This window comes from Gluconobacter sp. Gdi (assembly GCF_014132155.1).
In the GTDB taxonomy this organism is placed as follows: domain Bacteria; phylum Pseudomonadota; class Alphaproteobacteria; order Acetobacterales; family Acetobacteraceae; genus Gluconobacter.
This window is the reverse complement of record NZ_BLJQ01000010.1, coordinates 23088-46019: the sequence shown is the minus strand read 5'-3', so window position 1 is coordinate 46019 and position 22932 is coordinate 23088. Positions and strand designations below refer to the sequence as shown.

Below are 22932 nucleotides of genomic sequence, written 5' to 3'. Positions count from 1 at the left end.
TTGCTTTCCTCACACGACAAGCGGTTTGAACTCGAATTGTGTCTCGCATTTATTGTGAGCGCAGACCGGCTTGCTAAGACCGAAAGGCCTCTGATACTTCGTTCGGCCACACACGCATTCGAATTGACCGCAGAATGCTTTGAATTCGCCCCAGCGTGTCTTCTCGTCGCCGATCGAGCCATAGCCATAGGGCGCATCCTGGAAGTGGCTGCCGAAATTCTCGATGTCGCCCTTCACCAAGCTGGTGATGAATCGGTTGTTGACCCCGGGCACGTCGGCCGGCGTCAATTTTATATCGCTGAGGAAGCCGCCGATCGCCGAGGCCAATTCGGATCGCTCGTAGGAATAGGCCTTCTCGAGCTGACGGATGCGGACGTTGACGCCGAAGCCTCGAGCGATGCCGAGCAGCCATTCCTCCTCGGCCTGACGCATCTCGTTGGCAGCGGATTCGCCCTTGTCCCAGCGATCGGCGATCATCTCGTCTGTCACCTTATGGTCGGCGAATCGCGGGCCGTATGCCGGGTCTAGCCCAATGATGCGCGTGAACTGCCAGTCCTTCGCGGCGAGCTGATCCTTCAAGTGATTGAAGAACCGCTCGTCATGGGTGACGAGGATGATCTGGCAGTCGGTGAACATCTTGGCGAGTAGCGCGCCGATCGCGCGGCGATGGTCGGCGTCATAGGAGGTAACGACATCGTCGAGCGCGATCACCGGGGCGGCTCTGTTGAACTTCTTGATCGCCGCGAGGCGCAGCGCCAGCGCCACCGAGTGAATCTGGGAGTCGCTCAGATAGCCGCCAGGCGCAACGCCCTGACGATTGTCGGCGAAGTCGATGACCAGATGCATGCGCTGCTGATTGGTATCGTCCTCCCTGGGCAGCTCTAGCCGGATCGGCCTGGCCTTGTCGCCCTGGATTTCCTTGTAGATGTCGTTCATCGGCGCCTGGAGGGTGTCGAGCAGCGACTGAATCTTCTCGCGAATCTTGCCCGAGACGAGCGTGGCCTGGGTGCCGAGAGACTCGTGCAGCGCGGTGAGTTCCTCGGTCGTCCGTGTCGCCAGCGCTACATCCGTCTGGAGCTTCACCAGTCGGTCGATGCTCGCCTTTGCCTTCACCCAGGTACGTTCGCCCTGCTTGTCCTCGATGTCGGCGATGTCCTGGTCGAGACCGGCGAGGCGCGCCTCCAGCTCGGCGGTGATCGCGGCGGACGCAGGAGCGGCGGCGGCCGGCCATGCGACAACCCCGGCCTGATACTCGATGAGTGCTGCCCTGAAGCCGTCGGGATCATCTTCGGACAGATGATCGATCATCGCTGGAAGCCGCGCGATCAGCTGGTTATGCGCCTTGATAGTGGCTTTGTCGGCGTCGTCCAGCGCGGTCTTGGCGTCGTTGTAGTTTTGCAGATCATCGAGGTGGGTCTTCAGAAGATCGCGGATCGCGGGGACGCTTCCGGCAGCGGTATCGCCGATCACCGTCGCGCAGACCGGACATTTGTCCGGAGCCGCAGCATCGTCGGCAAACAGTTTCTCGGCTTCCTTCCACACCGACCGGAAGACCGTGTCCGCCGCTTTGTCGCGCTCGTTGGCTTCGGTGGCCATGGCATCGGCCAGCACCGCCAGCGCTTCGTCGAAGGCGGCAATAGCGCCCGAATATTCGGGATCGCTGCCGTCCTCGGGCACAATCTTCTGCCACAGCGCGATAACCGAGTTGCGGACCTGTCGCAGACCGGCGAGGCCGACGCTCTTCTCCTCGGCCGCGACGCGTTTGCCGATATCGAGATAGCCGGCGTCTGCGGCATCGAGCGCGGCCATCGTCAACGCGGGATCGAGTGGCGCAATGACGTTTGTGTTGACGAAGTCGAGCACAGCCGCGTCGTCCCATGCCTGGACGGCCTGGGCGGTCTCGGTGCGTAGCTGCCCGACGAGACGAACCTGCTCAGTCGTGCTCTCGGCAGCGGCCTTGACCTCGCGGCGCAGCAGCCGGAGATTCTTCTGGACCTCGACCAGCGGCGAGAGCTGCAGCCAGCTCACCACGTCGCTGTAGCGGGTCTCCGCCTTCTGCTCTTCGACGAAAGTCCGCAGCGTATAACCGCGGATGATCGGCGCGACGACGAACCCGGCTTTCATTGCGGTGGCTGCCGCATGGATCGGGCGTGGATTGCCCAGCGCCGTGCGGCTTCCCGCAGCGATGGCCTTGCCGGTGATGGTCGTGAACTTGACCACCGGCGCGACCCCTGCCGCCTGCGCGCCATTATGGACCAGCGCGGACGGGCCGGCCTGGTTATTGAGCGCACGCTGCCCGAGCCGATCGAGCGTGCCGTGTTCGGAGAAGAGGAATTCGAGCGCGTCGATGACACTCGACTTGCCGAGACCATTGGGCGCGAAAATCGCGAGGCTCGGCTTCTTGCTGAAGTCGAAGGTCTTAGGCTGAAGATAGGCGCGAAAGCCTTCGAGCGTCAGGGAGTGAAACAGCGTCGGATCAGCCATCGGCCGCTTCCTCGGCCGTGGCCGCGCGCTCAGCGGCCAGCATCAGGATCGCCGCCTTGGCATTCGCAATCACATTTTCGTGCGGCATAACGGTCAACAGATGATCCGTCAGGATCGCGGCCAAATCGGCATCGACATCATCGGAGGCGTTGAGCGCAGCAGCGACCCCGGTCAGAAACGCGTCTGGCGTTTCCAACACATCCATTTCCGGCCCGGCAAGGGCCGCGATCATTTCGAACGCCACCGCCTCCTCCGGTGCTGCTGTCTCGTCCTCGTCCACCAATTCCCCCTCCTGCTCACCCGCGAATTAAGCAAGAAACCACCGTACCGCCCCTCCACCCTAGTGGGAAGACTAGCTAATTTGGGGCGGAGCGAAAGCGATAGTCTCCGCACCAATCCGATCAGCTAACTAGTGTCCTGATCGAGACGTTTAGATGATTATCCTGATGGCAGGGGCAATCGAATGGGACGCACGGCGGTTGCGATCGAACTGACGGCATTGGAGCGTCAGGAACTGGAATCTCTGGCAAGGGCGCGTAAGACGGGCCAGGCGCTTGCGCGGGGAGCCCGTATTGTCCTTGCCGCCGCCAATGGGCATGAGAACAAAGCGATCCGTGACCTGACGGGCGCGGACATCAACACGGTTGGCAAGTGGCGCCGGCGTTTTGCGACGGTCCATCTGGACGGGCTTTACGATGAACCCCGGCCGGGGACGCCGCGTTCGATCGGCGACGAGGAGATCGCAGAGACGATCGGCATGACCCCGGAAGAAACACCGCGCGATGCCACGCATTGGTCGTTGCGCTCAATGGCGCAGGCGTGGGGGGTAAACTGCCTGTCCGTTTTCTGGCTGACTTACACACGAAACGGCCGAAGCATGGCCCTTATAACGACGCGCCATGATTGAAGTGTGCGTTGAAAAACGGTATGGCGATCACGCGTCGATGCTGGTCGCTGACTGAACATTTCATTATGCCACCTGCCCAATGACGACCCCTCCCAGCGCGCTGATACCGACTACCACCAGGGGTGGCGCCCGCCAGACGGTCAGCAGGACGAAACCGACCAGCACGATCCCGAAATCCGCCACCGACCTGACCGCGCTCGTCCAGACCGGTGTATAGAGCGCCGCCCCCAGCAGGCCCACGACCGCTGCATTGACGCCGCGCATCGTCGCCCGAACGGCCGGCTGGCTGCGGAAGGTGTCCCAGAAGGGCAAAGCTCCGATCAGGACCAGGATGCCCGGCAGAAAGATGCCGAAAAGACCGAAAGCGGCACCGGCAACACCGTGGGGAGATTGGCTGACGATCGCACCGAGATAGGCCGCGAACGTGAAAAGCGGCCCCGGAACCGCCTGTGCCGCGCCATAACCGGCGAGAAAGGTGTCGTCGCTGACCCAGCCCGATGTCACGAAAGCCTCGTGCAGCAAGGGCAGCACGACATGACCGCCACCGAACACGAGCGCGCCTGACCGGTAGAAGGCGTCGAACAGGGAAACGCTCTCCGGTGCGCCATGGCGGGCGAGAACGGGCAGACCGAAGAGCAGCGCCAGAAAGAGAGCCAGTGCGACGATCCCTGCACGATGCGATACGGGCACTGTAATATGCTCACCATCTGACGTCTGCACAGAGCGGCAAAGCCACAGGCCGGCGAGGCCCCCGAGAACGATGGCCGCGATCTGGGCAAGCGGTGAGATGGCGAACAGAACGATGAGCGCGGCCGTGACCGCGATCGAAGCACGCGCCCGGTCCGGACACAGCGTGCGCGCCATGCCCCAGACGGCCTGTGCCACGATTGCGACGGCAACGAGTTTCAATCCATGAAGAAGTCCTGCGGCATTCGGACCGGCAACAGCGTTCGCGCCATAGGCGAAGAGAATGAGGATAAGCGCCGAAGGCAGGGTGAATCCCGCCCACGCCGCAAGACCGCCTGCATAACCGGCCCGCATCAGGCCAATGGAAAATCCCACCTGGCTGCTCGCGGGACCGGGCAGGAACTGGCACAACCCGACGAGATCGGCATAGGCGCGCTCATTGAGCCACCGGCGCCGGACGACGAATTCGTCCCGGAAATACCCGATATGCGCGATCGGCCCGCCGAAGCAGGTGACGCCCAGTCTGAGGAAGATCAGGAGCACCTCAAGAACCGACCCCGGTCTTTCTGGTCCCACGCCACGCGGCACGATCGTCATTCGGTCGTTACTTTCTTATTTTCCCGTTCGACAGGAGACAATTCCCATGCACCGGCATTCATGTGTGGCTGCCGATGACAACAGGCAATCATCACTTCTGGCTTGTTGGCGGCCCAGCATCACGGTGTGCCCAGTCATACGGACAGGACCTCACTGACGGGGCAAGGAACACTGCGGCAGCATACGTCCAAGCACTTTGTCCTTCAGGACAAACTGATGAAAAAGTGCCGCTGCGCCATGGCCTGTCGCAAAGCCCATGATCAGCCAGGCGTTCCACTCATGCAGCGTGTGAAGCCACGTCACGGTTTCCGCCGGGAACCGTGCAAACGGGGATGGGATCAGAAGGCCGAAAAAACTCATCGTCTGCCCGGCACCCCATCGCCAGAAGTAGCCCAGCAAAATTTCCGCCAGAAGCAGCCCATAGAGTGTGTACTCCGCCCCGAGAGCGCATACCTGGTCCACTGGACGGAGAAGGTCCGACAGATGCCGGCCTTTCGTCAGACGCCAGACTATGCGGAACGCCATGATCACCGTCAGCAGGATACCGACGGTCAGATGCGCGACCACCATCAGATGATGGACGGGTTTTGCCGGCCAGTTCCAGGTTTCGCCAAGAGCAAACTGAAGCAGCACCAGAAAGGCGGTGGTCCAGTGAAGGACGATCGTCGGCCTGTCGTAGCGCAGGGTGTCGGTAATGTCCGGCGTTGAACAAGGCATATGCGTCTCGGTGAAAAGGAACCCTGGATTCACTTCCATATCATGCTTACCTGACAGGATTCTGAACAGAGAATATTTTACGAAAATATAAATACTATTGAAAATAGCTCGCAATATCAGAATAAAATGCCTATTGCCGTGGCAAAAACAGGGGCCTAAATCTGGTTTGTATTTATCAGAAGCAACAGGTCACCTTATGTCGCGTCTCCATCCTCTGGCCGAACGCCATGCCGTCGAGAAACTGGGGTGGCTGCGCGCGGCCGTTCTCGGCGCCAATGACGGAACGCTGTCGACCGGCAGCCTCATCGTCGGCGTTGCCAGCTCTCATGCGACACGCGGCAGCATTCTCATCGCGGGACTATCCGCGCTTGTCGCGGGCGCCCTGTCCATGGCGGCTGGCGAGTATGTCTCGGTCAGTTCCCAGGCCGATTCCGAACACGCTGACATCGCCCGCGAAAAACAGGAGCTGGCCACGGACTGGGAGGGGGAAGTCACCGAACTGGCTGGGATCTATCAGAAAAGAGGACTGGATAGAGATCTCTCGCGCAAGGTCGCCGTCGCCCTCATGAAGCATGATGCACTCGGCGCCCATGCCAGGGATGAACTGGGTCTGTCCGAGACCACGGCGGCAAGACCCATACAGGCGGCATTCGCCTCGGCAACCGCCTTTTCATCTGGAGCCTTGCTGCCCGTGCTCGCGGCGGTTCTGACCCCTGTGGCATGGGTGTCCTGGGGCGTGTCCCTGACGTCCGTCGTGGTTCTCGCTGTTCTGGGCGTCGTTGGCGCGCTTGCCGGCGGTGCGGCGCCTTTGCGTCCAGCACTGCGTGTGACGTTCTGGGGTATTGTTGCGATGATCGTCACGGGCGGAATCGGCCGCCTGTTCGGCGTGTGACACCACGTTGCAAGCTCTGAACGGTGCATGCCCTCGGTAGTGTTGACTTCATCCAATATATCCGTGAACGTCGATTTATGGATACAGAATCCGCCCTCGCTGCCCTGAGCGCCCTGTCGCAGTCCACACGGCTGGAGATCTTCCGCCTGCTGGTACGCCACGAACCGGACGGCCTGCCTGCGGGCGAGGTCGCGCGGTATCTCGGTGTCCCGCAAAACACGATCTCGGCCCATCTCGCCACCCTGACCCGCGCCGGTCTGCTGACCTCGCAACGCCATAGCCGGCTGATCGTCTATCGTGCGTGCCTTCCGCGCTTGCGCGACCTGATGCTCTTCCTCGTCAGAGACTGCTGTGCGGGCAACCCCGAACTCTGCGCGCCCCTGATCGCGACCCTGTCCTCCTGCTGCCCATCCCGGGAATCCTGCTCATGACCATCACGATCTACCACAACCCAGCCTGCGGCACGTCGCGCAACGTGCTGGCGCTGATCCGCAGCAGCGGCGAGGACCCCTGCATCATCGAATATCTGAAAACCCCACCAAGCCGTGCGGAACTGGTCAGTCTGATCGCCCGTATGGGCGTTCCGGTGCGCTCGGTCCTGCGGGAAAAGGGCACGCCCTTTCACGAACTCGGCCTCGATAATCCGGCCCTGAGCGATGATGCGCTGATCGACGCCATGATGGCGCATCCGATCCTGATGAACCGGCCGATCGTCGTCACCCCCCTCGGTGCGGCACTCTGCCGTCCGTCCGAGACGGTTCTGGACATCCTGCCTAACCCGCAGAGAGGTGCTTTCGTCAAAGAGGACGGCGAGAAGATCGTCGATGAATCCGGAAAGCGGATCTCCTGATGCTGGCTCTTCTGCTTTTCGTTGTCACGCTGGTTTTTGTCATCTGGCAGCCTCGGGGGCTGGGCATCGGCTGGAGCGCCATGGCGGGTGCCGCCGCGGCCCTGGCATCTGGCGTGATCCACTGGCATGACATTCCTGTCGTCTGGCACATCGTCTGGGACGCGACTTTCACCTTCATCGCGCTGATCGTCATCTCGCTGTTGCTGGATGAGGCCGGATTCTTCCATTGGGCCGCGCTGCACGTCGTGCGCTGGGGCAAAGGGCGAGGCCGGACGCTGTTCCCGCTGATCGTGGTGCTGGGAGCGGCCATTGCAGCGGTTTTCGCCAATGACGGCGCGGCGCTGCTGCTGACGCCCATTGTCATCGCTATCCTGACGCAACTGCGCCTGAGCCATGGCGCGGCGCTGGCCTTTATTATCGCCACTGGGTTCGTCGCGGATACCACCAGCCTGCCGCTTGTCATTTCCAACCTGGTGAACATCGTCAGCGCCAATTTCTTTGGCATTGCGTTTGATCGCTATGCCGCGATCATGGTCCCCGTCGATCTGGTGGCGCTGGGCGCGACGCTGGCTGTGCTTTGGCTGTGGTACCGGCGGCAGGTGCCTGCGACCTATCCCGTCGCCGAACTGCCAGCACCCGCTGCGGCAATTCGTGACCACCATGTATTTCGGGCGGCATTTCCGCTGCTGGTCCTCGTTCTGGCGGCCTATTTCCTGACAGCGCCGTTTCATATCCCGGTCTGTGTTGTAGCCTGTCTGGCCGCCGGAACCCTGTTGCTCGTCGCCGGATATGGCCGGGTGATCCCTGTTCGCAAGGTGCTGATGGGCGCACCATGGCAGATCGTGATCTTCTCGCTGGGCATGTATCTGGTGGTGTATGGGCTGCGCAATGCCGGGCTGACCGACTACCTTGCGGCCGCACTGGTCTGGCTTGGCCATCAGGGGCCGTTCATCGCCACCATCGGCGCCGGCTTTCTGGCGGCTGTTCTGTCGTCCATCATGAACAATATGCCGAGTGTGCTGGTCGGGGCACTGGCGATCCAGCAGGCGCACGACATCACGCCGCTGACACGCGACCTGATGGTCTATGCCAACATCATCGGCTGCGACCTCGGGCCGAAATTCACGCCGATCGGCAGTCTCGCGACACTGCTCTGGCTGCATGTGCTGGCGTCCAGGAACCATCGGGTCACGTGGGGGCAATATATGAAGGTGGGTCTGGTGATCACACCTCCCGTCCTGCTGGTCACACTCCTGGCGCTGGCCCTGTGGCTGCCTCTAATCAGCCAGCCGTAATGCATGAATGGACCGATATCACAATGACTGAACCTGACTTGCCGGCCCTTCACCCCGAATATCTTGAACAGGTCGATCTCGCGCGGCTGGAACCGCAACCGCGTGTGGACCATCCGCCGCGTATCCTTCTGCTCTATGGCTCTTTACGCCCCCGATCCTTCAGCCGGTTGCTGGTGCTTGAGGCAGAACGCATCCTGAAGGTGCTGGGGGCCGAGACACGGGTGTTCGACCCGACCGGCCTGCCGGTAGCGGATTCCGTGCCCGCAAGTCATTCGAAGGTGCGGGAACTGCGGGAACTCTCGATCTGGTCTGAAGGCCAGGTCTGGTGCAGCCCCGAACGGCACGGCAACATCACTGCCGTGTTCAAGAACCAGATCGACTGGTTGCCCCTGACCGAAGGCTCGATCCGTCCGACGCAGGGCCGCACGCTGGCCGTCATGCAGGTCTCGGGCGGATCGCAGAGCTTCAATTCCGTCAATGCCCTGCGGGTGCTGGGTCGGTGGATGCGGATGTTCACCATCCCCAACCAGTCCAGCGTGCCAATGGCCTATACGCAGTTCGGCGACGATGACCGCATGAAACCGTCCCCCCTCTATGACCGGATGGTGGACGTCATGGAGGAGCTGATGAAGTTCACATGGCTGCTGCGCGACCGGGCCGACTACCTCGTTGATCGCTACAGCGAACGCAAGGCGGAATTCCGTCTCCCGGAAAGTCTGTGAGCCGGGCAATGGCGGAACAGTTCGATGTTGTGATCGTGGGAGGCGGTCAGGCGGCCCTCGCCGCGTCGTATTTTCTACGACGGACCGGACTGCGTTACGTCATTCTTGATAACGGGACGCAGGCGGGTGGTGCATGGGTGCATGGCTGGGACTCCCTGCATCTGTTTTCACCCGCGTCCTACAGTTCGCTGCCCGGCTGGCCGATGCCAGACACGCCGGATGGCGGCTATCCGACCCGTGACGAGGTGTTGGACTATCTGCACCGCTACGAGGCGCGCTATGCGCCGCCGATCCGCCGTCCGGTCATGGTCGAGTGTGTGGAGCGCGCGAACGGAAAACTTCTGACTGTCAGAACCAGCGCGGGTGATTTTCTTGGCCGTGCGGTTATCGGGGCGACCGGTACGTGGTCAGCCCCCTTTGTTCCCGATGTCGCGGGGCGTGACCTCTTCGGCGGGACGCAACTCCATTCCAGCCATTACCGGAATGCCGCGCCCTTTGCTGGCCGACGTGTACTGGTGGTGGGTGGGGGCAACTCCGGGGCACAGATTATGGCGGAGCTGTCGCTTGTCGCTCAGGCAACATGGGTCACGCTGCATGATCCCATCTTTCTGCCCGATGACGTGGACGGACGGGTCTTGTTCGAGCGGGCGACCGCTCGCGTTCTCGGCGGCCCGTCGGCCATGCCCACCAGCGGCTTTGGCGATATCGTCATGGTCCCACCTGTGCGCGCCGCCAGGGAGCGAGGCGTGCTCCACGCGGTGCGCCCGTTTGTACGTGTGACGGCGACGGGCGTCGTCTGGCCCGACGGGCGGGAAGAAGCCATCGATAGGTTCATCTGGTGTACCGGCTTCCGACCCGCGCTCGGTGTATTTGCATCACTCGACGTGATCGAGCCGGACGGCTTGATCCGTGTTAACGGGCAGCAGGCCGTCAGGGAGCCACGTCTCTGGCTGCTGGGTTATGGCTCCTGGTGTGGGCCCGCATCCGCCACGCTGCTGGGCGCCGGCCGTGTCGCCAGATCCATGGTCCGGCAACTGGCGGCCTGGCTTGCGTCGCCGATATAGAAGGTCTGCTTATCGAAACTTTGAGCAAATCTGAACACGGCCGAGAAGAGGGCGATTTCGTCTGTAGGCAATGCTCCCAAATGGCAGATCGTCTGACTTGCTACGGTCGATAGCCCGTAGCCCCATAAACCGGCCGGAAAACCGAACCAGAAAAACCGGTTTTGTGTTAGGGAGGGGTATGTCCGACCGCTATTATTCTGATCTCCGCGCGCTGTGCTGTATTATTGATCAAGGCAGTTTCGTCGCCGCTGCCAGAGAACTTTGCGTGTCGCGTTCGGCGCTCAGTGAAACGATCCGCCGACTGGAAAACTTTGTTGGCGTTCAGCTTCTGAACCGGACGACACGCAGTGTCAGCCCCACGCTCGCCGGTGAGCGTCTGGCTGCGCGGTTCGGAGTAGCGTTTGGAGAAATCCAATCAGCTTTAAGCGAAGCCGGTGCGATGGGTGGCGAAATCGCTGGTCCGGTGAGGGTTCACGCGCAACGTCTTGGGTACGAGCTCTTTCTAAAACCGCTCTTACCCGATTTTGTCCGACGTTTCCCGAGGATCAGCGTCGAGGTGCAGATCGACGATGCTGGCGTGGATATTGTACAGGAACGGTTCGACGTAGGCATACGGCTTGGGGAGATGCTGGATCAGGATGTTATTGCTTTCCCGCTTCAGCCCGGTTTGCGACAAATCGCCGTTGCCGCCCCGTCCTACCTCGATCAACACGGGGCGCCACTCCATCCGCGTGAGCTTCGCGATCATCTCTGTATCGGTTTTCGCTGGCCGGGACATGATGCCTTGTACAACTGGGAATTCTGCGAAAACGGCGTCTGGTTCTCCGTGGCCGTATCCGGTCCGCTGACCTTCAATGATCAGCGGGCGGCTCTTGATGCCGCCGTTGCTGGTGCCGGCATCGCATTATGGGTTGAGAGCGAGGTCCAGCCACTTATCGCGGCCGGCCATCTTGTTCCCCTGCTGACAGAGTATTCCGCCGCTTTTCCAGGCTTTGCGCTCTATTATCCCCCGCATCGTCATCGCTCGACTGCTGTAAAGACCTTCATTACCGCCGTGCGCGGTGCGAATAAACCGTGACAGATTGTACCTGCCACGCCACATAACCCATCCAGAATATGCAGTATTAAAATAACGATACGGCCATGCCAGATGATGTTCTCGACATCACAGGAGGTTTGTATGAATCTGGAAAACACAGCAGGAAATTTTGCAGGCAAAGTCGCGATTGTTACCGGCGCCGCAAGCGGGATCGGTCGCGCAACTGTGGAATTACTTCATGCGCGTGGCGCATCGGTTATTGCGGAAGACCGTGATCCCGGTATCAGCGCCCTTGCTCGGCCTGGCATCTTTCCACTCGTCGGAGACGTAGCAGAAGAAGGCGCGGCCCGACTGGCCGTGGCAACGGCGGTCGAGCAGTTCGGTCGGCTGGATATTCTCGTTAATAACGCAGGCATTATCATTAACAAGCTTGTAGTAGACATGACTCTTGAGGACTGGGACCGTATCTTCGCCGTAAATATTCGGGGTGTATTCTTGCACTCACGTGAGGCGATGCGTGCGATGATCCCGAACGGTAACGGAGCTATCGTCAATGTCGGGTCCTATGCCTGCTTTCAGACCTTTCCATCAATCGCAGCGTATGCCGCATCGAAGGGTGCCCTTGCCCAGTTCACCCGGACACTCGCAGTGGAAGCCATTGATCATGGGATCCGAGTGAATGCAGTGGGCGCGGGAGATACCGTGACCAATATTCTCAATCATATTCATGCAGACGGCCCATCGGCCCTTGCGGACTATGGCAAACACGCCCCCATCGGACGAGCTGCTCAACCAGAGGAAATCGCGAAGGTAATCGCCTTTCTCGCATCTGACGAGGCCAGCTTCATGGTCGGATCGATCACAATGGCAGACGGTGGGAAAAGCGTAATCCTTCCCGCCTGACCAGATCATTTCCGCTTTCTCCCTACTCGTCATGGCAACGTCTGCTTTGCGGAACAAGCTACGACCGAGCGGATGACCGGTATGAGGGCGTAAGCTGCCATGACATCTCGCTCTCCGGGACAGCGCCAAGGCTCTTAGGTCGTGGGGCGAATACTGCACCAATCCGCGAAATTATGGCTCCGCCTCCGTTATACTGTCTAAAGTGCGCCGAAACGGCTCCAGCCGGTCCGCGAGATAAAGACGGTGCATCCGCCGCAATTCGTCAGGCGCACCTGGCATCGTGGGCGCGTCCTTCGAGAGCATACCGCGCAACACTTTCATAGTGTTCAGAACGACCGCAGAAATGTCTTTCGCCAGCATCTCACCCAACCCTGGTGCACAGACACGCAACGCAGCCGCAATTCCAGCTATCGCATGTCCTCGTGCACGTTCGCGAATCTCCATCCTGTCGGTCCGGGCCTCCATCAGCGCGGACAGGGATTTCACGCGAGGATAAAGCGTGACAAGCAACTCGATCAGGACGTCCGCCAATGCTTCGGGCGACAGCGTGGCGGCACGTTTGGCGAGTGCCGCGTATTCGTCTTCCAGAACGGCGATATGCCGCTGCACCAAAGCGTCCGCGACCGCCTCCTTGTTTGGAAAGAAACGATAGAGCGAGCCGATCTTCGCCCCGGCGCGCGCGGCGATCTCCGCCATGGTCGTGGCCTCGTACCCTCGTTCCGCCATGAGATCAGACGCGGCCTCCAGCAATTCCTCAACGCGCTGACGCCCAGCCGCACGCAGCGGCTGAAGAGACGTTCTTTTACCCCTTGACGAATTTGAGTCCATCCTCAAATAATGCTCCTGCTTGAGTGTCTACTCAACTTACTAACGTTACCGCGTGTTCCGGACAATGGTTCGGGATGGCGGTTCTAACGCCGACAGGGATGTTTCTCCATGATTTCGCTTCAAGCCACCAAGACGGCTCTTGTCCTGATCGATCTCCAGAAGGGCATTACGGGGCTTCCCCTGGCTCCGACACCGGGTGCTTTGATTGTTGAGCGATCGAAAGAACTCACGGCGCGTTTCCGAACTGCCGGCGCTCCGGTCATTCTGGTCAACGTCGCGTTCGCGCTGGACTTTGCGGACGCGGTGCATACGGTCGTCGATCGCTCCTTTTCGCCGCCAGGCGGTTTTGCACCCGACTGGATGGAACTGGTCGACGGGCTTGCCGAACCAACCGATCTGCGCATCACGAAACGGCAGTGGGGTGCCTTCTACGGCACGGATCTCGATCTTCAGTTACGGAGACGTGGTATCACGACCATCGTGCTCGGCGGAATCGCCACCAATCTGGGTGTGGAATCTACCGCCAGAGCGGCGCATGAGCATGGATACAACGTCGTGCTCGTCGAGGATGTCATGTCCACATTCACCGAAGACATGCAGCGCTTTGCCTGCGAGGAGATTTTTCCTCGCCTCGGCCGGGTGACGACGAGCGACGCGATCGCGCTGGATGCGTAAACGCATGGCTCATGTCTGCGCGTCTCGCGGTTCCCGGCGAGATCATTCATGAACGCCAGAACGTCGGCGCCAGGCTCAGACCCGGATCAACTGCCTCCGGGCATCTGGAAAATCGTGAGCGTCGCGGCGATAGGGTCTTTCATGGCGCAACTGGACGCCACGATCGTCAATGTGTCGCTTCCCGATCTCGTTACGACCCTGCACGCGCCGTTTTCGCACATTCAATGGGTGGTCAGCGGCTATCTGCTGGCGCTCGCCCTGACGTTGCCCCTGAATGGATGGCTCGTAAGCCGCCTCGGGGGGCGAGCGGTCTATTTATGGTGCTTCGGTGCCTTCACGCTGACATCAGGCCTGTGTGCGCTGGCGTGGTCTGCGCCGTCCCTGATCGTATTCCGTCTGCTGCAAGGTATGGCGGGCGGTCTGCTTGCCCCTATGGCGCAGATGACGGTTGCTCGTGTCGCGGGCCGACAGATGCCGAGGGTTGCGAGCGCAATGACGGCACCTGTTCTGCTCGCGCCGCTTCTTGGACCCGTCGCCGCCGGTGCCATTCTCTCCGTCGCGTCCTGGCGATGGATCTTTCTTCTCAATGTTCCGGTCGGGCTCGCGGCCTTTATCCTCGCCGTCCTGTTTCTCCCTGACGATCGGCATGACGAGCGCCCCCGTCCACTTGACCTGACAGGGCTCGGATTTCTCGCGCCCGCTCTCGTCTCGTTTCTCTACGGCATGGATCATGTCGCCCGGCCTTATGGACAGGCGACCTTAGGCGCGTCCCTCGTGCTGTTCGTCCTGTATGTCAGATCCGCGCGACGCAAGGGCGATGACGCGTTGATCGACCTGCGCCTGCTGCGTGCGCCTGCCTTTTCGGTGTCGGCGGTCATCATGTTTCTGACGAACGGGGTGTCGTTCGCTGGTCAGATGCTTCTACCCGTATGGCTGATCCACGCCTGCGGTATCTCGCCCGAGCGGACGGGCCTGTTCATGGCACCCCTGGGTCTGGGGATGATGTGCGTCTATCCGCTCATTGGCCGTCTGAGTGAGCGGTTTGACGCGCGCGATCTGACCGGTTGCGGGGCTCTTTTGTCCTTTGTCGGAACAGTGATCCTGATGCTGCTCTCCTATAACGGTCTGAACGTCGTCCTGCTCACTATAGCGTTGCTGCTGCGTGGCGGAGGTGGGGGCGCCGTCGGTATTCCGGCGATGAGCGCGGGATATGCTTCTATCGCACGCGCGGATATCCCGATGGCAACGACCGCGCTGAACATCATGCAAAGGATTGGAGGACCGACATTGATCACAGCATGCGCCACGTTCCTTGGGTGGCGGCTTGCGACGGTCGGCCCGTCCCATGTCGCATCGGAGGTTTATGGCGAAACATTTGGGCTGCTCGCGTTATTTCATGGCGTCCTGCTGCTCGCCACGCGCTTCATCAGGCCTTCGGAAAAGAAACGCCAGTTCGGATCGAACTGAATCTGGCGGGCATTGATACTCGCCTGAGAGAATAAAAATCACCCAGGCAAGATGGGCCTGCATCGTCCGCTTTGCGGTCATTCGTTTGTGTTTCGGATTGTCCGACATGAGGGCGGAAGCCGACATCGTCGACCAGCAGAATTATCACGTAAGCGCAGGGGCTAGTGGAAGTTTCTTGATTTCACCGTCATCCGTTCAGATCTAGCTTCCTGTTGTGCCCTACCGACCTCATGCAGGCACCGGTTCCCAACATCTGCCAGCAATCCGGAAAGGTCCGTGATCTCTTTCGCGACCAGATGCACGACCTCGCCCTCCTTCTGCAGCATGCCTTTCACGGCCAGCATTTGCCCGCCTAGCACGACGCGCCGGTTGGCGTCGAATAGATCCGGCCAGATGATGACGTTCATGTTGGCCGTCTCATCCTCCAGCGTCATGAACACCACACCTTCGGCGGAGCCAGGCCGCTGCCGGACCAGCACCAGTCCCGCTACGGTGAGACGCTTGCCGTCCTTGGCGTTCAGGGCCTGTCGGCAGGGTAGGATGCCCTGTTCCTGTAAATCCTTGCGCAGAAAAGTTAGGGGATGATCCCGCAGGCTCAAGCCAAGCCGATTATAGTCCCGCACCACCTCTGCCCCATCCCGCATGGGTTGGAGCAACACATCCGGCTCCTCTGCTTCCCGCGTTACTTCCGCTGCCGCAAACAGGGGCAGCGGTTCGTCCCGTAAGGCCTTAATCGCCCAGAGCGCCTCGCGCCGTGCCAGCCCGAGCGAAGGGCGGAACGCGTCGGCCTCGGCCAGATGGTTCAAAGCTGCTGCTTTCACGCCAGCCCGACGCCATAGGTCATCGACCGAGGTAAACGGACGTGACGCCCTTGCGGCAACAATGCAGGCGGCATCGTCATTAGCCAGCCCCTTCACCAGACTCATGCCCAGCCGCACGGCGAACATCCCGTCAGGTCTTTCCGGTCCTTCCAGTGTGCTGTCCCAGCGTGAGGTATTGACGCAAATGGGTCGGATTTCCACACTATGTTCCCGCGCATCGCGGACCAGTTGCGCTGGCGCGTAAAATCCCATCGGTTGGGAGTTCAGGAGCGAGGCCAGAAACACATCCGGATGGGTGCATTTCATCCAGGACGACGAATAGGCCAGAATGGCGAAACTAGCGGCATGGCTCTCTGGAAATCCGTAGGAGCCAAAGCCTTCGAGCTGCTGATAGATCCGTTCGGCGAAATCCTCATCATAACCGTTGGCGCGCATGCCTTCGATGAGCCGTCTCTGAAACTGCGAGACAGTGCCGGTATTTTTGAAGGTCGCCATGGCCCGGCGCAACTGATCCGCTTCGGCGGCGGTGAATCCCGCACAGATCATGGCCACCTGCATCGCCTGTTCCTGAAACAGCGGGATGCCTAGCGTTTTACTTAGAACCGCTTCCAGTTCTGGTGTCGGATAGTCTTCGCGCTCAAGGCCCTCGCGGCGACGCAGATACGGATGCACCATATCGCCCTGAATTGGTCCGGGCCTTACGATCGCGACTTCAATGACGAGGTCATAAAAGACGCGCGGTTTGAGCCGTGGCAGCATGGACATCTGCGCGCGGGATTCAATCTGGAACACCCCGATCGTGTCGGCCTTCCTGATCATGGCGTAGGTGCGCGGATCCTCGGCCGGGATTGTCTGGAGCGTGAAATGCTGGCCCTTGTGTTCCGCGAGCAGGTCCAGCCCCTTTTTCATGCAGGTCAGCATGCCAAGGGCCAGAATATCCACCTTCATGAATTTCAGGATGTCGATATCGTCCTTGTCCCACTCGATGATCTGGCGGTCCTCCATGGATGCCGGTTCGATCGGCACCAGTTCATCCAGCCGGTCATGTGTCAGCACAAAACCACCGGGATGCTGTGACAGGTGACGAGGTACACCAATCAGGCAGCGGGCCAGATCCAGCGTGAGGCGGATACGGCGGTCTGACAGATCAATACCGCTGTCAGTCAGGGCGTTATCGTCCAGTTTGCGCCCCCAACCATGAATCTGGCCCGAGAGTGTGCGGATCAGGTCTTCTGGCAAGCCCATGACCTTGCCAACATCCCGCAAGGCCCCCTTGGCGCGATAGCGGATGACCACGGCCGTCAGGGCTGCCCGGTCACGCCCGTAATGCTCATAGACCCACTGGATAACCTGCTCACGGCGTGCATGTTCGAAATCCACATCAATGTCCGGCGGTTCGCCGCGCTCTTCAGAGACGAAGCGCTCGAACAGGAGGGAGTTGCGGGCGGGGTCGATGGCGGTGATGCCCAGCACATAACAGACCGCACTGTTGGCGGCTGACCCACGACCCTGACAGAGGATGCCCTGAGAGCGGGCATAGCGGACAATGCTGTTCACGGTCAGGAAATAGGGCGCGTAGGCCATACGCCCGATCAGGCCGAGTTCATGGTTCAGGCTTTTGCGAACCTCGTCCGGAATCCCTTCGGGATAGGTGCGTGCGGCGGCTTCCCATGTCAGGGTTTCCAGCGCCTGCTGCGGCGTCTGGCCGGGTACGGACACTTCATCCGGATACTGATAGGCCAGATCGTCAAGGGAGAAACGGCAGCGCTCCACAATCTCCATGGTGCGGGCGACCGCTTCAGGGTAACGGCTGAACAGCCGGGCCATCTCCTGCGGCGGCTTGAGATAGCGATCGGCATGGCGCTCGCGCACGAAACCCACCTCGTCGATGGTGGTGTTATGCCGTATACAGATGACGACATCCTGCAGGATGCGCCGGTCATGGGTGTGGAACAACGCGTCGTTGGTCACGACGGTCGGCACGCGGGCCTGATGCGCCAGGTTCGCCAGTTCGTAGAGACGCATCTGGTCATTGGGACGACGCAGCAAGGTGAGCGCCATGTAGGCCCGATCAACGAAAGCTTCTTTCAGCTTGCGCAGATGCAGGACGCAGGCATCATCCGCCGTGTCCGGGATCATGACGACGATCAGACCCGCACCCCAGGCGATCAAGTCTTCCCAGAGCAGATGGCATTTCCCTTTGCCGGCTCGGGCCTTGCCTATGGTGAGTAGACGACACAATCGGCCGTAGCCCACGCGGTCGGTCGGATAGACCAGCACGGGCGGAAAGTCGGCCAGGTCGAGGCGACAGCCGACGACCAGCCGGACGCCGGACGCTTTCGCCGCTCCGTATGCCTGCACCATGCCCGCCAGGGAATTCCGGTCGCAGATGCCCAGCGCTTCGATCCCCAGCGCCCTGGCCTGTTCGAAAAGTTCCATGGGCGACGAGGCTCCACGCAGGAACGAGAAATACGTCGTCACCTGCAGTTCGGCGTAACGCAGTGCCGAGGTGTTCATCCAAAGATCCCATGCAGGAACCAGCCCTGCGAGCCGGTCTCGCCATGCTCGCCGTCACCCGCCCGGTAGAGCCAGAAACGCTCGCCGCTGGTATCCTCCACCCGGAAGTAGTCCCGGGCGATGGTCAGTTCAGCGTCATTCTTCCACCATTCGCCAAAGACACGCTCCGGCCCGTCGGCGCATTTCACTTTCCGCCGCACGCCGCGCCAGATGAAGAACAGCGGTGGCTGGTCCGGCAGTTCCGCCATCGCCTGCACCGGCTCGGGCCGCGCCAACAGGCGTGTCGGACGTGGCCAATGTTCAGGCCAGTCCTTTATCTCCTCCGGAGCCAGTGCGGGCACGCGGCAAAAGGAGCGTTCGGGCAGATCGCTTTCCACCGGGGCAAAGCGATAGAGCGCCTGCGTCCCGACACGGTTGGCCAGCGTGTCGACCAGGTCGGACACATCGGCATCTTCCTCGGCGATCAGGGAGGAGACGGTCTGCCGCCGGTCCATCGGTTCGGCCAGAGAGGCAATCAGCACCATGCGCTCAATGCCGAACCCCGGATCGATGGTCTCGATCTTCTCGCACAGCAGCCGGGTCAGGCGTTTGACGTCCCGCACCGGCATGGCCGTGGCCACCCGGATCGCTTCGGTCCGGCTGTCGACGCGATGCAGCAGCAGGTCGAGACGGCGCACGCCTTGGCCGCGTTCGTCCAGCCCCTGACAGAGCAGCAGCACCAGCTTACCGATATAACGGGCAATGGTCTCCGCCGCGCCGATAGGTTCAGCGAAATTCCGGCTGGCCTCGATCGGATCAACCGGGCGGACTGGCACGATAGCTTCACCAATACGCCCGAACGCCTGATCCAGCCTGCGGGTGATGTCGGGGCCAAACCGCAAGGCCAGCGGTGCGCGGGGCATGGCGGCCAGTGGTCCGATGCGGGATACGCCCAGCGTGGCCAGACCCTCAATGATAGGTGAGGGCAGGCGAAGAGCTTCAACGGGCAGATCAGCCAGAGCAGAGGTCGTTTTATCTGAAGGGACAGCCGCAATCGCTAACCGGCCATAACGAGCCAGCGCATGGGCCGCCCCCCAGGTGTCCGCGACTACAGCCCGAGCGCAAAAATCGGCTCCTGCCATGCGGTGGACCATATCCTTGAGCATGGGAAGTTCGCCACCATGCAGGTGATCCGCCCCGGTCGTGTCCAGAACCAGGCCGTTCGGTGTATCGACCGCCACAATGGGCGCGATACGGTGCTGGAACCACAAAGCGAGTTTTTCCAGTCCGAGCCGGTCGCCTTCGGGATCGGCATCCATCAGCACCAGATCGGGATAGAGCGCCTGAGCCTTGGCCACAGGTATGCCTGGGCGCAGCCCCAGCTTGCGGGCAGCAAGATCGACCGACCGGACAACTCGTCGCCGTCCTTCCCGTCCGACAAGGGCCAACGGCGTTTCAGGCGCGGGCGCGTCTTTGCCCAGCCGCTTCCTGATCCGGTCGGTCGACCAGAGTGGCAGATAAAGAGAGACGACCCTTGCCATCACAGGCCTCCACTTCAAAATCGGCACATTCGCCCGCACGGGCACGGATCAGTTCCAGCAGCCAGCGGGGACGGCCCACACCGGGCACCGGTAACGATACGGAAGGCAGGAGGGACACCCGCCATCGGGTCACACTGGCAGTCGGCTGGCCAAAATCCGCCGCATCCGTCTGCCGTCGCCAGCGGCGGATCGCGATGCCAAGCGAACCAGACGTTTCAGCCGCCAGTTGCAGACGGCGGGATGCCGTCATGGACAGACGTGCCACCTCGGCGACCACAGCCCCAAGGCCGCCATGCCGCAGACCTTCCTCGAAGCAGGCCAGCACATCGACATCCGAACTGGCCTCGACAAAAATGGTTCGCCGTGCTGCCAGCCCCACCTGTTTCAGGGAGGGGGCGAACATATCCTGACGGGTGACAATCCAGAGCACCTTGCCGCGCGTGCGGGCTGTTATGCCGGCGCAGAACTGACCGGCCGCCGCACTGTGCAGGGCGTCATTGCCGCCGCCGGCAACCTCATGCAGGGCGCCCAGCGTCAGACCGCCACCGGGCAGACGGGCGTCTATCTCGCGCACACCAAAGGGCAGCACCGTGCGGCGTCGGTCGCTGTGTCCTTCGAGACGGCTGATTGCGGCCCGCAGCGTTTCCAGACCGGGTTTTTTATGGATTTCAGCAGTCATGTCACGGCTCGGCGTCCCTTGTGCAGGAGTATTTCATGATTATATGTTCCTGATTTGTTCCGATTGGGCTATGGAAGTCAATGCAAATTCGCTCCGCATCCGCCATGCTGGTGTCCGATGCCGGTTCGGAATCGTTGATGAAAGTGCGCTAAAGAATTGAATTCAGAGACTTCTCCCATCCCAAAGAGCGACGATTATCTGTCCCGTCTGAATGACGCCCAGCGACAGGCGGTCACGCATGGGACCGGAGTCTTGGCAGGCGGGGCGGAGTCATCCCCGCTGCCGGTCATCGCGGGCGCCGGATCGGGCAAGACCAACACGCTGGCGCACCGGGTGGCCCATCTGATCGCTTCGGGGGCTGATCCGCGCCGGATCCTGCTGCTGACCTTCTCACGGCGTGCCAGTGTCGAGATGACACGGCGTGTCGAGCGCATCTGTAAGGCGGTGCTCGGCGACAAAGCCGGTCCTCTCGCCGACGCGCTGGCCTGGTCTGGGACGTTTCATTCCATCGGTGCCCGGCTGCTGCGGGAGTATGCGCAGCAGATTGGCATGGACCCGGCTTTTTCGATCCATGACCGCGAGGATTCCGCTGATCTGATGAATCTCATCCGGCATGATCTGGGATTTTCCAAAACCGGGAAGCGGTTTCCCGGCAAGGGCACGTGTCTGGCCGTCTATTCCCGTGTGGTGAATTCCGGCGCACCGCTCGCCGATGTGCTGCTGAAGCACTATCCGTGGTGCGCGGGCTGGGAATCCCAGCTCAAACAGCTCTTTGCCGGCTATGTCACAGCCAAGCAGGAACAGGGCGTGCTGGATTACGACGATCTGCTGCTGTGCTGGGCGCAGATGGTCAGCGATCCGGTGCTGGCCGCCGACATCGGTGGCAAATGGGATCATGTGCTGGTCGACGAGTATCAGGATACCAACCGGCTGCAGGCGGAGATACTGCTGGGCATGAAGCCGGACGGACGCGGCCTGACGGTGGTGGGTGATGACGCGCAGTCGATCTACGCCTTCCGGGCCGCGACCGTGCGCAACATTCTCGATTTTCCGGCGTCCTTCGATCCTCCGGCATGCGTCGTGATGCTGGACCGGAACTATCGCTCGACAAAACCCATTCTGGATGCGGCCAATGCTGTGATTGGCGAGGCGGCAGAGCGGTTCACCAAGGATCTGTGGACCGAGCGGGCTTCGGAGGAAAAACCACGACTGGTCACCATCTGGGACGACACCGCCCAGGCGAACTACATCGCCGATCGGGTGCTGGAAGAGCGGGAGGCCGGGACACCAATGAAGCAGCAGGCCGTGCTGTTCCGGGCCTCGCACCATAGTGGCACGCTGGAGGTGGAACTGACCCGACGCAATATTCCGTTCGTGAAGTTCGGTGGCCTGAAGTTTCTCGACAGTGCGCATGTAAAAGATGTGCTGGCCCTGCTGCGTTTTGCTCAGAACCCGCGTGACCGCATTGCGGGCTTCCGGGTGTTGCAGCTTTTACCGGGAGTGGGGCCGAGTTCGGCCCGGCGGGTGCTGGATACGATGGGCGAGAATGCCCATCCCTTCGAAGCGTTAAAGGATGTGAAAGCGCCGCAGCGCAGTGGCGACGCTTGGGCGGGTTTCGTGAATACACTCACCGCTCTTGGCAGCCATCAGGTCGGCTGGCCGGGCGAGATCGCAGCCGCGCGATACTGGTATGAGCCGCATCTGGAGCGGCTGCATGAGGATGCTTCCACGCGTCTGGCCGATCTGGTGCAACTGGAGCAGATCGGCGGGGGCTATCCGTCACGCGAGAAGTTCCTGACCGAACTGACGCTAGACCCGCCGGACGCCACGTCCGATCAGGCCGGCGTGCCGCTGCTGGATGAGGATTATCTGATCCTCTCCACCATTCATTCCGCCAAGGGGCAGGAATGGAAGAACGTGTTCGTCATGAATGCCGTCGACGGCTGCATTCCATCCGATCTGGCCACCGGCGAGCAGGATGACATCGAGGAGGAACGCCGCCTGCTCTATGTCGCCATGACGCGGGCGAAGGACAGTCTCGATATCATGGTGCCGCAGCGCTTCTATGTGCATGGCCAGCACAGCAGGGGCGACCGGCATGTCTATGCCTCCCGCACCCGTTTCATCGACCGGGACATGCTGCCCTTGTTCGAGGCTGTGTCGTGGCCGGTCGTGAAGCCGGAAGACCAGGCGCGGCAGGAGGCGGTGAAGTCGGTGCGGATCGACATGGCCGCCCGCCTGCGCGGCATGTGGTCGTAAGGGAGCAGG

At 61.2% G+C, this 22932-nt stretch carries 20 protein-coding genes; 12 read left to right on the top strand and 8 right to left on the bottom strand.

Features of this window, described 5'->3' with window-relative positions:
* Positions 1–9: 9 nt before the first annotated feature.
* Positions 10–2484, bottom strand: coding sequence for an AAA family ATPase (locus JN414_RS13580; RefSeq protein WP_202208398.1), 2475 nt, complete (start codon positions 2482–2484; stop codon positions 10–12).
* Complete coding sequence (locus JN414_RS13575; RefSeq protein ID WP_086640368.1) at positions 2477–2767, bottom strand: hypothetical protein; 291 nt, start codon at positions 2765–2767, stop codon at positions 2477–2479. Before JN414_RS13575 ends, JN414_RS13580 begins: the two co-directional genes overlap by 8 nt.
* Before the next feature lie 180 nt (positions 2768–2947).
* On the opposite strand from JN414_RS13575, the gene JN414_RS17265 reads away from it, so the two are divergent.
* On the top strand, positions 2948–3391 hold the full coding sequence (locus tag JN414_RS17265) for a helix-turn-helix domain-containing protein (RefSeq protein WP_375781686.1): 444 nt from the start codon (positions 2948–2950) through the stop codon (positions 3389–3391).
* A 63-nt stretch (positions 3392–3454) separates the two neighbouring features.
* Here JN414_RS17265 and chrA read toward each other — a convergent pair whose 3' ends face one another.
* Together chrA and JN414_RS13560 are read right to left on the bottom strand one after the other, a co-directional pair.
* Positions 3455–4675 carry a chromate efflux transporter gene (gene chrA, locus JN414_RS13565; RefSeq protein WP_202208396.1) on the bottom strand — a complete coding sequence of 407 codons (1221 nt, stop codon included), beginning with the start codon at positions 4673–4675 and terminating at the stop codon, positions 3455–3457.
* Positions 4676–4825: 150 nt separating this feature from the next.
* Positions 4826–5431: a cytochrome b gene (locus tag JN414_RS13560; RefSeq protein ID WP_086611970.1), complete on the bottom strand. Its 606-nt coding sequence runs from the start codon at positions 5429–5431 to the stop codon at positions 4826–4828.
* A 157-nt stretch (positions 5432–5588) separates the two neighbouring features.
* Here JN414_RS13560 and JN414_RS13555 point away from each other — a divergent pair, with 157 nt between their 5' ends.
* The 8 genes from JN414_RS13555 (at position 5589) to JN414_RS13520 (ending at position 12157) form a co-directional block, all read left to right on the top strand.
* On the top strand, positions 5589–6284 hold the full coding sequence (locus tag JN414_RS13555) for a VIT family protein (RefSeq protein WP_086611969.1): 696 nt from the start codon (positions 5589–5591) through the stop codon (positions 6282–6284).
* Positions 6285–6361: 77 nt separating this feature from the next.
* Positions 6362–6715 (top strand): helix-turn-helix transcriptional regulator, encoded by a 354-nt coding sequence (locus JN414_RS13550; protein ID WP_035379755.1) that lies wholly within the window; start codon positions 6362–6364, stop codon positions 6713–6715.
* Entirely contained in the window at positions 6712–7134 is a 423-nt protein-coding gene (gene arsC / locus JN414_RS13545) for an arsenate reductase (glutaredoxin) (protein ID WP_086611968.1), read from the top strand. Before JN414_RS13550 ends, arsC begins: the two co-directional genes overlap by 4 nt.
* A complete protein-coding gene (locus JN414_RS13540; RefSeq protein ID WP_304599244.1) occupies positions 7134–8429 on the top strand; it encodes an arsenic transporter in 1296 nt (431 codons plus the stop codon). The genes arsC and JN414_RS13540 overlap by 1 nt, the downstream gene beginning before the upstream one ends.
* 23 nt (positions 8430–8452) lie before the next feature.
* On the top strand, positions 8453–9151 hold the full coding sequence (gene arsH, locus JN414_RS13535; RefSeq protein WP_061487269.1) for an arsenical resistance protein ArsH: 699 nt from the start codon (positions 8453–8455) through the stop codon (positions 9149–9151).
* Between the two features lie 8 nt (positions 9152–9159).
* Positions 9160–10215, top strand: coding sequence for an ArsO family NAD(P)H-dependent flavin-containing monooxygenase (locus tag JN414_RS13530; protein WP_063908635.1), 1056 nt, complete (start codon positions 9160–9162; stop codon positions 10213–10215).
* Positions 10216–10393: 178 nt separating this feature from the next.
* On the top strand, positions 10394–11293 hold the full coding sequence (locus JN414_RS13525) for a LysR family transcriptional regulator (protein WP_063908634.1): 900 nt from the start codon (positions 10394–10396) through the stop codon (positions 11291–11293).
* 102 nt (positions 11294–11395) lie between these two features.
* Positions 11396–12157, top strand: a complete 762-nt coding sequence (locus JN414_RS13520) for an SDR family NAD(P)-dependent oxidoreductase (protein WP_063908633.1) — start codon at positions 11396–11398, stop codon at positions 12155–12157.
* A 171-nt stretch (positions 12158–12328) separates the two neighbouring features.
* Here JN414_RS13520 and JN414_RS13515 read toward each other — a convergent pair whose 3' ends face one another.
* Entirely contained in the window at positions 12329–12985 is a 657-nt protein-coding gene (locus tag JN414_RS13515) for a TetR/AcrR family transcriptional regulator (RefSeq protein ID WP_042061684.1), read from the bottom strand.
* A gap of 108 nt (positions 12986–13093) precedes the next feature.
* Between JN414_RS13515 and JN414_RS13510 the strand changes: the two genes are divergently transcribed.
* Entirely contained in the window at positions 13094–13660 is a 567-nt protein-coding gene (locus JN414_RS13510) for a hydrolase (RefSeq protein WP_061487167.1), read from the top strand.
* Between the two features lie 48 nt (positions 13661–13708).
* Positions 13709–15127, top strand: a complete 1419-nt coding sequence (locus tag JN414_RS13505) for a DHA2 family efflux MFS transporter permease subunit (protein ID WP_202208394.1) — start codon at positions 13709–13711, stop codon at positions 15125–15127.
* A 161-nt stretch (positions 15128–15288) separates the two neighbouring features.
* On the opposite strand, the gene JN414_RS13500 is transcribed toward JN414_RS13505, so the two are convergent.
* From JN414_RS13500 to JN414_RS13490, 3 genes are read right to left on the bottom strand one after another with little or no spacing between them, the layout of a single operon-like run.
* Positions 15289–18465 (bottom strand): error-prone DNA polymerase, encoded by a 3177-nt coding sequence (locus tag JN414_RS13500; protein ID WP_202208393.1) that lies wholly within the window; start codon positions 18463–18465, stop codon positions 15289–15291.
* On the bottom strand, positions 18462–19985 hold the full coding sequence (locus JN414_RS13495; protein WP_169795778.1) for a DUF6504 family protein: 1524 nt from the start codon (positions 19983–19985) through the stop codon (positions 18462–18464). The genes JN414_RS13500 and JN414_RS13495 overlap by 4 nt, the downstream gene beginning before the upstream one ends.
* Positions 19900–20664 carry an ImuA family protein gene (locus JN414_RS13490; RefSeq protein WP_062454965.1) on the bottom strand — a complete coding sequence of 255 codons (765 nt, stop codon included), beginning with the start codon at positions 20662–20664 and terminating at the stop codon, positions 19900–19902. Before JN414_RS13490 ends, JN414_RS13495 begins: the two co-directional genes overlap by 86 nt.
* 156 nt (positions 20665–20820) lie before the next feature.
* Here JN414_RS13490 and JN414_RS13485 point away from each other — a divergent pair, with 156 nt between their 5' ends.
* Complete coding sequence (locus tag JN414_RS13485; protein WP_202208392.1) at positions 20821–22923, top strand: ATP-dependent helicase; 2103 nt, start codon at positions 20821–20823, stop codon at positions 22921–22923.
* Positions 22924–22932: the final 9 nt, after the last annotated feature.

Coding starts and splice junctions, on each gene's coding strand:
- JN414_RS13540 (WP_304599244.1), top strand. CDS start 7,134: ATGCTGGCTCTTCTGCTTTTCGTTGTCACGCTGGTTTTTGTCATCTGG.
- JN414_RS13580 (WP_202208398.1), bottom strand. CDS start 2,484: ATGGCTGATCCGACGCTGTTTCACTCCCTGACGCTCGAAGGCTTTCGC.
- JN414_RS13525 (WP_063908634.1), top strand. CDS start 10,394: ATGTCCGACCGCTATTATTCTGATCTCCGCGCGCTGTGCTGTATTATT.
- arsH (WP_061487269.1), top strand. CDS start 8,453: ATGACTGAACCTGACTTGCCGGCCCTTCACCCCGAATATCTTGAACAG.
- JN414_RS13520 (WP_063908633.1), top strand. CDS start 11,396: ATGAATCTGGAAAACACAGCAGGAAATTTTGCAGGCAAAGTCGCGATT.
- JN414_RS13495 (WP_169795778.1), bottom strand. CDS start 19,985: ATGGCAAGGGTCGTCTCTCTTTATCTGCCACTCTGGTCGACCGACCGG.
- chrA (WP_202208396.1), bottom strand. CDS start 4,675: ATGACGATCGTGCCGCGTGGCGTGGGACCAGAAAGACCGGGGTCGGTT.
- JN414_RS13550 (WP_035379755.1), top strand. CDS start 6,362: ATGGATACAGAATCCGCCCTCGCTGCCCTGAGCGCCCTGTCGCAGTCC.
- JN414_RS13500 (WP_202208393.1), bottom strand. CDS start 18,465: ATGAACACCTCGGCACTGCGTTACGCCGAACTGCAGGTGACGACGTAT.
- JN414_RS13490 (WP_062454965.1), bottom strand. CDS start 20,664: ATGACTGCTGAAATCCATAAAAAACCCGGTCTGGAAACGCTGCGGGCC.
- JN414_RS13505 (WP_202208394.1), top strand. CDS start 13,709: ATGAACGCCAGAACGTCGGCGCCAGGCTCAGACCCGGATCAACTGCCT.
- arsC (WP_086611968.1), top strand. CDS start 6,712: ATGACCATCACGATCTACCACAACCCAGCCTGCGGCACGTCGCGCAAC.
- JN414_RS13510 (WP_061487167.1), top strand. CDS start 13,094: ATGATTTCGCTTCAAGCCACCAAGACGGCTCTTGTCCTGATCGATCTC.
- JN414_RS13555 (WP_086611969.1), top strand. CDS start 5,589: ATGTCGCGTCTCCATCCTCTGGCCGAACGCCATGCCGTCGAGAAACTG.
- JN414_RS13530 (WP_063908635.1), top strand. CDS start 9,160: ATGGCGGAACAGTTCGATGTTGTGATCGTGGGAGGCGGTCAGGCGGCC.
- JN414_RS13515 (WP_042061684.1), bottom strand. CDS start 12,985: ATGGACTCAAATTCGTCAAGGGGTAAAAGAACGTCTCTTCAGCCGCTG.
- JN414_RS13560 (WP_086611970.1), bottom strand. CDS start 5,431: ATGGAAGTGAATCCAGGGTTCCTTTTCACCGAGACGCATATGCCTTGT.
- JN414_RS17265 (WP_375781686.1), top strand. CDS start 2,948: ATGGGACGCACGGCGGTTGCGATCGAACTGACGGCATTGGAGCGTCAG.